Origin of the sequence: Dactylosporangium siamense (genome assembly GCF_016862795.1) — a bacterium.
GTDB classification, from domain to species: domain Bacteria; phylum Actinomycetota; class Actinomycetes; order Mycobacteriales; family Micromonosporaceae; genus Dactylosporangium; species Dactylosporangium siamense.
Genome location: NZ_BONQ01000104.1, coordinates 38,027 through 47,410 on the forward strand (window position 1 = coordinate 38,027; position 9,384 = coordinate 47,410).

Annotated in this window: 8 protein-coding genes and 1 pseudogene; 6 read left to right on the forward strand and 3 right to left on the reverse strand. The window is 75.2% G+C overall.

All coding sequences use genetic code 11. The features are described 5' to 3' along the window. Positions 1 to 59: 59 nt before the first annotated feature. A complete protein-coding gene (locus tag Dsi01nite_RS32555; protein WP_203850150.1) occupies positions 60 to 1,238 on the reverse strand; it encodes an MFS transporter in 1,179 nt (392 codons plus the stop codon). A 178-nt stretch (positions 1,239 to 1,416) separates the two neighbouring features. On the opposite strand from Dsi01nite_RS32555, the gene Dsi01nite_RS32560 reads away from it, so the two are divergent. Both Dsi01nite_RS32560 and Dsi01nite_RS32565 read left to right on the forward strand, forming a co-directional pair. Next, a complete protein-coding gene (locus tag Dsi01nite_RS32560) occupies positions 1,417 to 1,596 on the forward strand; it encodes a hypothetical protein (RefSeq protein WP_203850151.1) in 180 nt (59 codons plus the stop codon). Positions 1,597 to 1,599: 3 nt separating this feature from the next. Then, positions 1,600 to 2,679 carry a tetratricopeptide repeat protein gene (locus Dsi01nite_RS32565; RefSeq protein ID WP_203850152.1) on the forward strand — a complete coding sequence of 360 codons (1,080 nt, stop codon included), beginning with the start codon at positions 1,600 to 1,602 and terminating at the stop codon, positions 2,677 to 2,679. On the opposite strand, the gene Dsi01nite_RS32570 is transcribed toward Dsi01nite_RS32565, so the two are convergent. Then, on the reverse strand, positions 2,664 to 3,338 hold the full coding sequence (locus Dsi01nite_RS32570) for a DUF4253 domain-containing protein (RefSeq protein WP_203850153.1): 675 nt from the start codon (positions 3,336 to 3,338) through the stop codon (positions 2,664 to 2,666). The genes Dsi01nite_RS32565 and Dsi01nite_RS32570 overlap by 16 nt on opposite strands. 62 nt (positions 3,339 to 3,400) lie before the next feature. Between Dsi01nite_RS32570 and Dsi01nite_RS32575 the strand changes: the two genes are divergently transcribed. The 4 genes from Dsi01nite_RS32575 to Dsi01nite_RS32590 all read left to right on the forward strand — a co-directional run bounded on the left by Dsi01nite_RS32575 (position 3,401) and on the right by Dsi01nite_RS32590 (position 8,546). Continuing rightward, a complete protein-coding gene (locus Dsi01nite_RS32575) occupies positions 3,401 to 4,405 on the forward strand; it encodes an aldo/keto reductase (RefSeq protein ID WP_203850154.1) in 1,005 nt (334 codons plus the stop codon). Between the two features lie 132 nt (positions 4,406 to 4,537). Continuing rightward, entirely contained in the window at positions 4,538 to 5,929 is a 1,392-nt protein-coding gene (locus Dsi01nite_RS32580) for an amino acid adenylation domain-containing protein (RefSeq protein ID WP_203850155.1), read from the forward strand. A gap of 53 nt (positions 5,930 to 5,982) precedes the next feature. Beyond that, complete coding sequence (locus Dsi01nite_RS32585) at positions 5,983 to 7,197, forward strand: AAA family ATPase (RefSeq protein ID WP_203850156.1); 1,215 nt, start codon at positions 5,983 to 5,985, stop codon at positions 7,195 to 7,197. After that, on the forward strand, positions 7,197 to 8,546 hold the full coding sequence (locus tag Dsi01nite_RS32590; protein WP_203850157.1) for a vWA domain-containing protein: 1,350 nt from the start codon (positions 7,197 to 7,199) through the stop codon (positions 8,544 to 8,546). The genes Dsi01nite_RS32585 and Dsi01nite_RS32590 overlap by 1 nt, the downstream gene beginning before the upstream one ends. Before the next feature lie 9 nt (positions 8,547 to 8,555). On the opposite strand, the pseudogene Dsi01nite_RS32595 reads toward Dsi01nite_RS32590, so the two are convergent. Next, positions 8,556 to 9,384 (reverse strand): annotated as a pseudogene (locus Dsi01nite_RS32595) (hypothetical protein); the annotation flags it as partial.

A 9,384-nucleotide genomic window follows, 5' to 3' on the forward strand; every position in this document is an offset into this window, starting at 1 on the left:
GCCTGGCCGGTGGGGGGCGGGAGGAGTCAGGCGCAGTTGACCGACACGTCGTCGCCCGGTCAGGACACGGGTTGGGGGATCGGCGTCGGGCGGCGTACCAGCGCGATGACGACGAGCAACACCGCGACCGCCACGGCGAACAGCAGCGAGACCCGGCCGAGCGCCGTGGCAGCCGCCGCGAGCAGTGGGCCGGCCCACATGCCCGACGTCATCGCGAGGGTCAGGGCGGCGTTGTACCGTCCGCGCAGCTCCGGAGGGGCGAGGGCGTTGACCGTCGCCGGGAGCGCACCCGCCAGGAGCAGCTCCCCGGCGCCCATGAGCACGGCCGCGAGCGGCAGGGTCACCCGGGCGCCCAGATCAACTCGACCGAGGGCCAGGCACAGCAGCCAGGCGACCGACCACACCGCGGCGGCCGCGGCGATCAGGTGCGGTGGGCGCAGGCGGGCACCGACGCGCAGCGCCAGGGGGAGGCCGGCGACGATGGTGAGGCAGTTGGCGACGCTCGCCCACGACATGGCGCGCGGGTCGGCGCCGGTCACGGCGAGCAGCGGCAGCCCCGCGTTGTAGACGCCGTAGCCGGCGGCGGACGCCAGCAACGCGACCAGCAGCACCCGCAGCAGGGCACGGTCGGCCAGCAACGACCGGTAGCCACCCGCGGAAGGCACCGAAGCGCGTGGCGGCGCAGGCGGCGTTCTGGTGTACGACCACCGCACCGCACCGATCGCCACCACGCACGTGACGGCGGCGACCCACCACAGCGCGGTGAGGTCGACCAGGACGCCGGCCGCGGAGCCGGCGCCCATGCCCGCGTTGAACAGGGCGAACTGCAGCGTGAACGCCCGCCCCTGGGCCGCCTCGGGGACCAGGCCGGCGATGAGGGTCGCATACGCGGGCAGCGTCACCGACCAGCCGAACCCGACCGCGGCGACGGCGCACCCGAGCAGCAGCGGGTGCTCGCCGGTGGCGACGAGGACCAGCCCGCACCCGGTCGTGACGAGACCGCCGGTCATGACGCGGTGGCCGTGGTACCGGTCGGCGAGGACGCCGCTGAGCCAGTTGCCGGGAAAGCTCGCCAGCGCGAGCAGCGACGTCATGGCGGTGGCGGTGGCGAGGGGGACGCCCTTCGCCGAGTGCAGCAGGATCAGCAGGTACGGCTGGGTCAGCCCGATCCCGGCCGCCGACACGACGTCGCCGAACAGCAGCAGCCGCAGCGCCGCCGGTAGCCGGGTGTTGGGCATCGTCCGCTCCTGACCGTCGGGTGGTGTCGGTGGAGTGTGGGTCCGGCCTCTTGCCGGACGCTTGGCGCCGGGCTCCAAGTCCGTCGCAAGTTCGGGCCAAGCCGCGCCGGGCACGCTCATGGAGCCCGGTCGGGAAGCACCCGGCGGGCCTCACGAATCGACATCAAGGAGACCTTCGATGGACCGCTCGACCACCGCCCCGACCGTCCGCACCCAGGTGCGGGCCGACGGCCTCGCCACCAACCACAGCCAGGCCGTCACCGCGGTGCGGGGCCTGACCCAGAACCACAGCCAGGCCGTGGGGTCGCTGCGCGGGCTGACCTGGAACCACAGCCAGGCCGTCGTCCGGCTGGTCTGACCGATGACCCGGGTGGCGGAGCAGACCGTGGATCCCGTCGGCGCGGCGGTCGCCCTGCACGACCTGGCCCTGGCGGCCTGGGACGGTCACCGCTACCCGCGGGTCGTCGACCTGTGCCGGCGTGCGCTCGAGGTGCTCGAGGCGCACGCCGGTGCCGGCAGTCCCGACGTGGCCAACGTGCTGACCCTGTTGGGCAGCGCACTGGACGAGCTCGGCGAGCACCGGTCGGCCGAGGCCCAGCACCGGCGGGCCGCCGGCATCATGGGCGCGTTGCCGTCGCAGCCGGACGTGCTGCTGCGGCTGCGCGTCCAGGCGGCCGTCGGCCTCGGCGGCAACCTGCGCCGGCAGGGCCGCTACGCCGAGGCCGAGGCGGTGTTCCGCGGCGCCTGCGACGAGGCCGCACCGCATCGCACGGACCTGGAGATGGTGCCGCTGCACAACGAGCTCGGGGTGCTGTACAAGTTCGCCGGCCGGCTCGACGACGCGCGGGACCGGTACGCCACGGTGCGGGCCGTGCTGGAGGCGGCGTACGGGCCCGACGATCCGGTGCTCGCGCCGGTGTGGCACAACCTGGCCGGGCTCGCGCACAGCCGCGGCGACCTGGCCGAGGGTGAGGCGTACGCGCGCCGTTCCCTCGCCCTGCACCGCGCCGCGTTCCCGGCGGACCACCCGGCGGTGGTCGCCGACGAGGCGCACCTCGCGGCGCTGCTGCTGGCCCGGGGCAACCACGCGGAGGCGGAGCCGTTGCTGCGCCGGGCGATCGCGTACTTCACCGACCGGCACGGACCGGATCACGTGGAGGTGCTCACCAACCAGCACAACCTGGCCGCCGTCCTGGCCGGCTCCGGTGACCCGGTGGGCGCCGAGGCGCTGTACCGCCGCGTCCTGGACGGCAAGCGCCGCACCTTCGGATCCGAACATCCCGAGGTTGCGCTGACGCTCAACAACCTGGCCGCGCTGGCCGCCGACCGCGGGCACGCCCGGGCCCTCGCGGCGGAGGCGCACCGGATCCTCGCGCCGCGGGTCGCCGCCGACCACCCGGCGCTGGTCTCAGTGAAGGGGTTTCTTCAGGGGCGGCTGTAGAGCGTCCAGTGGTCCAGTTCGGTCAGGGCCTTCGCGTACGCGCGGATGGTCGTCCCCGCGGTCAGCCCGGCCAGGCAGACGTGCTCGGCGGCGAGCCGTTCGGCGTCCACCAGCAGGGCCGGCGGGTGGGCCACCGTGAACCCGGTGGCGAGCCCGATCACCGTCGGTTCGGCGCCGTGCCGCTCGTGCCACCGGCGGGCCGCCACGACCATGAGCTCCGGTGGGAGGGCGAGCCCGCCGTACGCGTCGACGTAGGCGAACGCGGCCCACGGCTCAGGCCGGGGCAGGATCGCCAGGAACTGCGGCGCGCCGTACGCGGTCACGTCGTAGGCGTCGAGGAAATAGCCCTCCTCGCCGGTGCCGAGCTCCTCCTGCCCCGCCGGCCACCGGGCCAGATAGGCGTCCAGGTCGGCGGTCTCCGCCCGGCGCAGCACGTCGGCGGGGGTGCTCAGCTGGCCGTCGACGCGGAAGAAGTCCCGGTCCAGGTGCATCATGTCGACCATCAGCACCGGATAGTGCGCCGTCGACAGGGCACGGACGCGTTGCCGGACCGGTTCGGCCGAGCCGGAGAGCCGCACGACGGGGAACCGCTCACCGTCGACCTCGTGCCAGCGCGTCGGCGCGTCCGCCAGGCCGGCGGCGCGCAGCAGCTCGTCCATCGCCGAATGCTAATCGACCGGCCTGGTTGGCGGGGGGTGGACGGGCCGGATATGGATTGGGTATGGAATATCGGTACGTCGGCGGCAGTGGACTGCGGGTCAGCGAGCTGTGCCTGGGCACGATGACATTCGGCAACGACGCGGACGAGCCGGCGTCGCACCGGCTGCTGGACCGGTTCGTCGAGGCCGGCGGCAACTTCATCGACACGGCGGACGTGTACGTGGGCGGCGCCTCCGAGGAGATCATCGGGCGGTGGCTGGCCGGGCGGTCCCGCGACGACCTGGTCCTCGCGACGAAGGTCTTCTGGGCGACCGGTGACGGGCCCAACGACCACGGCGCCGGTCGCAAGCACATCCTCGCGTCGGTGCGGGCGAGCCTGCGGCGGCTCGGCACCGACTCCATCGACCTGTACCAGATCCACGCCTTCGACGAGGCGACCCCGATCGAGGAGACACTGTCCACATTGGACGGTCTGGTGCGGTCGGGAGCGGTGCGGCACCTCGGGGTGAGCAACTACGCCGCCTGGCAGCTGCAGAAGTCTCTGGACGTGGCCCGGCACCGTGGGTGGGAGCCGTTCGTGGCCTTGCAGCCGCTGTACAACCTGCTCGATCGGGACGTGGAGCACGAGCTGCTGCCGGTGTGCCGCAACGAAGGCGTCGGCGTCATCCCATGGGCGCCGCTGCGCGGCGGGTGGCTCACCGGCAAGTACCGGCGTGGCATGGCGTCGGCGCCGCAGGGCACCCGCTGGGACGGCGACAAGCAGCCGTGGCTCGGCGACTGGGAGCGCAGCGTCGACGAGCGCACCTGGTCGGTCACCGACGAGGTCCTTGCGGTCGCCGAGGAAGCCGGCCGCACCCCGTCCCAGGTGGCGCTGCGGTGGCTGCTGCAGCAGCCGGGCGTGGTCGCGCCGATCGTTGGGGCCCGCACGACCGCGCAGCTGGAGGAGAACCTCGGCGCCTCCGGGTGGCTGCTGGACGACAAACAGCTGGCCCGCCTCACCGCGGCCGGCGACCAGCCGGCGCCGTACCCGCACGGTTACCTGGCCGGCTCGCCCCGCCGCCGGTAGCGGCGACGGTCGCGGGGCCGGCGGCGACCGACCCCGCGACCACCTTCCGCGCCCCGCCGATGGTGCTATGCTCCCGCCGATGACTACCTCATGTCACAGATTGGGGGTCCCATCCGCTCGAAGTGAGTGCTGATGCACTCTCACGACGCGAATGGGGAATCCCGCCACACCTTCTGGCTGCGCGTGCGCGAGTTCGCCGTGCCGCCCTCCATGATCGAGTCAGCGACCGCCCGCCGGCACGCCGGTGACTGGGCCGGGGCGTGCGCCGCGGCACGGGTCGACGTCGATCTCGACCTGCGGGCCGTGGCCCGGACCCGCGGCGCGGACCTGTCCGCACGGATCCGCGCCGACCTGCGGCACCTGGCGCCGGACCTGCTGCGCTGGCACTGGCCGCGGATCGCACCGGACGGGCTGCTGCGGCCCGGCCTGACGGTGTCCCTGGCCCGCTACGACCCCGATGGCGTGCACCTCGTCGCCCGGACGCCGCCGGCCTGGGCGGATGCCGGCCAGAGGATCAGCCTGTCGCTCTGGGACGGTTCGGTGCGGGGTGGCGTCCCGCATCCGCATCCCCATCCCGATCAGCGGTTCCGGCTCGATCTGCACCGGCACCTCTGGGACGCGCGCCGGTCCGGCGAACTGCGGGCCAGGGCCGGTCGTGGTGGCACGCTGTCCGGCGCGCCGCCGGGACCCGGGTATGCCGTGGACCGGTGGGCCGCGGAGGCCGCGCTCCTGCTGCACGCCGACGGGCTGCCCGCGGGCCCGGTGACCGTGCGGCTCGGTGCCCGCCGTCGGGTGGCCGTCGACCCTGACGGCGTCGTCAGCGGCGCGCCGGTGCGCGGGCCGGTGCTGCCGGACGCGGCGACGTGGGTGCTGCCGGACGTGGAGCTGCTCCGCGGCGGGCTGCTCGGCGTGGACCGGCTGCATCCCCTTGTCGCTGCGGCGTTGGTACCGGAAACGCCACCGACAGGCGCGGCACCTCCGGAAACGCCACCGACAGGCGCGGCACCTCCGGAAACGCCACCGACAGGAGCGACACCTCCGGACGTGGCACGGCTGGACCCGGTCCGGCCGGGTGCGCCGCAGCCGGGCGAGCCGGGTGCGCCGCGGGTGGTCGCGTGCCGGGGCGACCGGCACCGCATCGGCCTGGTGGGCGGCGTGCTCGTCGCGCTGGACCACGACCCGGCCGAGGTCCGCCGCGAGGAGCTGCTCACGGCGCTCGGCGGCACCCCGCTGCCGTGCCTGCAGGCGATCGACGAGGCACACCGCTGGCCGGAGTGCCTTCCCGACGTGCGGGCCCTCCTCGACCACGGCGACGCCGCCGGTGCCCTCGCCGTCGTGGAGGCGCTGCTCGGCCCGGACGCGTTACTGCGCCACGGCGCGCTGCGCGACGAGCTGGAGACCGCGGCGCAGCGCCAGGTCGCGCACGGGCTCTACCGCGCCGGGCTGGCCGGCGGTCCACGACCGAAATACCACGACGGCCACCGCGGCTCCCGGTCGCGCCGGCACCGCGCGTCCTCCCGCTGACGTCTCCCTTCGCTTCGACTCCTCTCGCTTCGACTTTTCAAAGGTGATGCCTCATGCCCACGTTCGCCGACCAGCTCGACGTCGCCGCCGACCTCCTCGCCCTGCTGCACGACACCGACACCGAACCGCGCGCCGACGCGCAACTGGAGGCGCTGACCCTCGCGGTCGCCGCCGACCTGCCGGTCCTGCTGTGGGGCGAGCCCGGCATCGGCAAGACCGCCGCCCTGACCCAGCTCGCCGAGGCGCTCGACCTGCCGCTCACCACCGTCATCGCCAGCGTCCACGAGCCGTCGGACTTCTCCGGGCTGCCCGTCGTCGGCGACGACCCGGCGGTGCAGGGCGTGCCGATGGCCCCGCCGGACTGGGCCGTGCGCCTGGTCCGCGCCGGTCGCGGCCTGCTGTTCCTCGACGAGTTGTCCACCGCGCCGCCGGCGGTCCAGGCGGCGCTGCTGCGGCTGGTCCTGGAACGGCGGGTCGGCGCGCTGCGGCTGCCGCCGGGCGTGCGGATCGTGGCGGCCGCGAACCCCCGGTCGTCCGCGGCGGACGGCTGGGAGCTCAGCGCGCCGCTCGCCAACCGGTTCGTGCACCTCCAGTGGGCGCACGACCACGACGTGGTGGTCCGTGGCCTCGGCGGGACCTGGCCCCGCGCCTCGCTGCCGCGGCTGGACCCGCAGCGGCTGGGCGCGGCGGTCGCGTTCGCCCGCCGGGCCGTGTGCGGGCTGCTGGCCGCCCGGCCCCGGCTGGTGCACCAGCTGCCGGGCAGCGAGGCGCGCCGGGGCGGTCCGTGGCCGTCGCCGCGCAGCTGGGACATGGCGCTGCGGCTGACCGCGTTCGCCACCGCCGCCGGCACCTCCCGCGACGTGCTGTCCATGCTGGTGCGCGGCACGGTCGGCGACGGGCCGGGCCTGGAACTGCTGGCGAGCCTGGACCGGATGGACCTGCCGGACCCGGAGACGCTCCTCGCGGACCCGGCGGCGGCGAGCCTGCCCGACCGCGGGGACCTGCGCCAGGCGGTCCTGGACGGGGTCGTGGAGGCGGTCCGCAAGCGCCCGGAGAAGGCCCGGTGGGACGCGGCCTGGGCGATCCTGGCCCGCGCGCTGGACACCGGTGCGCCGGACCTCGTGGTGGTCCCCGCGAGCACCCTGGCGGCGCTGCGCCGCGTCGACTGGGATGTGCCGGACCTGATCGAACGGCTGGCAGGCGCGGTGGCGCTGTCCCAGCGCGCCGACCGGGCGTCGGCCAGGGTCGCTGCGGCGGTGACCGGCTGATGGCAGCGAAGACGGCCGCGCCGGGGCCGGACCTCGACAAGCTGTTCGTGGCACCCGAAGCGGCGGCGTCGGAAGCGGCCGGGTCGGAAGCGGCCGGCGCGGAGACGCCCGCGCTGGAGACGGTCGCGCCGGGGCTCGACTTCGACAAGCTGTTCGCGGCCCGGCTGCAGGCCGCCCGGGCCCGCCCGTACCTCGCGACCGCACTGTTCGCACTGCACGTCGTGGAGTCGCGGCGGGTGCCGACGATGGCCGTCGACCGGCACTGGCGGTGCTACGCGTCGCCGGTGTTCGTGGCGCGGACCCCGGTCGAGGAACTCGCCGGTGTGTGGGTCCACGAGGTCTCGCACCTGCTGCGCGACCACCACGGCCGCGGCGACCGGGTGGCGCTGGACCGCGACCTGACCGGACCGGGGGAGCGGCTGCGGATGAACATCGCCGCCGACTTCGAGATCAACGACGACGTGTACGGCGACGGCCTGGCCCGCCCCGAGGGTGCGATCTCCGCCCGGGACCTCGGGCTGGACGAGGGGCTGCTGATGGAGGACTACCTGCGCCAGTTCCACCTCGGCCCGCGCACGTCCGGCATGGTCTGGCTGGACTGCGGCAGCGGCGCCGACGGCCTCGAACGGCCCTGGGACCTCGGCGAGGACGGCGCCCACGGGTTGAGCGGCCACGAGCTGGACGCGGTCCGTTTCCGGGTCGCCCAGGGCATCAACGCCCGCCCCGGCGACGTCCCGAAAGGGTGGCGGCGCTGGGCGGAGGAGGCGTTCCACCCGCCGCAGGCGTGGCGGGACCTGCTGGGCGCCGCCGTCCGTTCGGCGGCGAGCGCAGCCGGGGCGGACGACTACACGTACGGGCGGCCGGCGCGGCGCGCAGCGGGCCTGCCCGGGGTGGTGCTGCCGAGCCTGCGCCGCCGCCCGCCGCAGGTCTGCGTCATCATCGACACGTCCGGGTCGGTGAGCGACGCCGAGCTGGGCGGCGCGTTGCTCGAGGTCGCCGCGATCGGCCGGGCCGTCGGCGGCCGGCGGGACCTGGTGCGGGTGATGTCGTGCGACGCTGCGGCCGGGGTGGCGCACCCACTGTGCCGGGCCGAGGGCATCCCGCTGATCGGTGGTGGCGGCACGGATCTGCGCGCCGGGTTCGAGCGGGCGCTGCGCACCACGCCCCGGCCCGACGTCGTCGTGGTCCTGACCGACGGGCAGACGCCGTGGCCGTCGGCCCGCCCGCCGTGCCGCACGGTCGTCGGCCTCTTCCCCCGCCCTCGCTCCTGGAACGAGGACGACGACGACTACGTTCCGGACCAGCCGCCGGACTGGGCGCACGTCGTCACCATCGGCTGGCGCCCGTGACCGTCCACATCAGACGGTCGTGGCGTAGACCCGCAGGGTCACCTCGTTGCTCAGGTGGGTCTCCCCGCCGACGGTCAGGACCGCCTGCATGGTCCAGACCGTCGGTGGGGTCGCCTGCCCGCCGTCGGTCACCGTCACCCTGGCGTGGTTGCCCCGGCCGCGGAACTCCACCGGCCCGAGCACGGTCTGCGCCCGCACCGTCCACTGGAGACTGTCGGCCAGCCGCGCCTCGTCGAACCCCGCCGGGACCAGCACCGACAGCGGCAGCGTGAACGGCTGCACCGAGTAGCACGAGCCGCCGAACGTCTGCCCGGGACACCCCGGCACCTGCACCAGCAGTGGCAGCACCTCACGGAGCCGGTCACCGGCCGGGACGATCGGCGCGGCGCCTCCCACCGACGGCGACCCGACCGGCGCCGACGGGCTGGTCGAGAGCTTCGCGCGTCCCGATGCGGCAGGTGTACGACCAGCGCCCGCCGACCCGGACCCCACCATGCCCGGCGCCGGCAACACGGGCCGCGGCCCCCCGGCCGCCGCCACGGCCGTCGAGGAGACCGCCGTGGCACCGGCGGGACGCTCCGGCGACCCGCTGCGCACGCCGAGGAAACCGGCGCCGGCGGCCAGGATCAGCAGCACGACGAGGATCGTCAGCAGCACCGGCGGCCGCCGCAGCAGGGGCAGCCGGACCGTGGCGACGGCGGGCACCGGGTAGTAGACCGTCGCCGGTGGACGGTCGTCGTCGAGCGGCGGCGCCGGCACGAGCAGCAGTTCGGCCGTGACATCGGAGTCCGCATCCGCCGCCGGGAAGCCCGCTCCCGCCTTCGGGGAGCCCGCACCT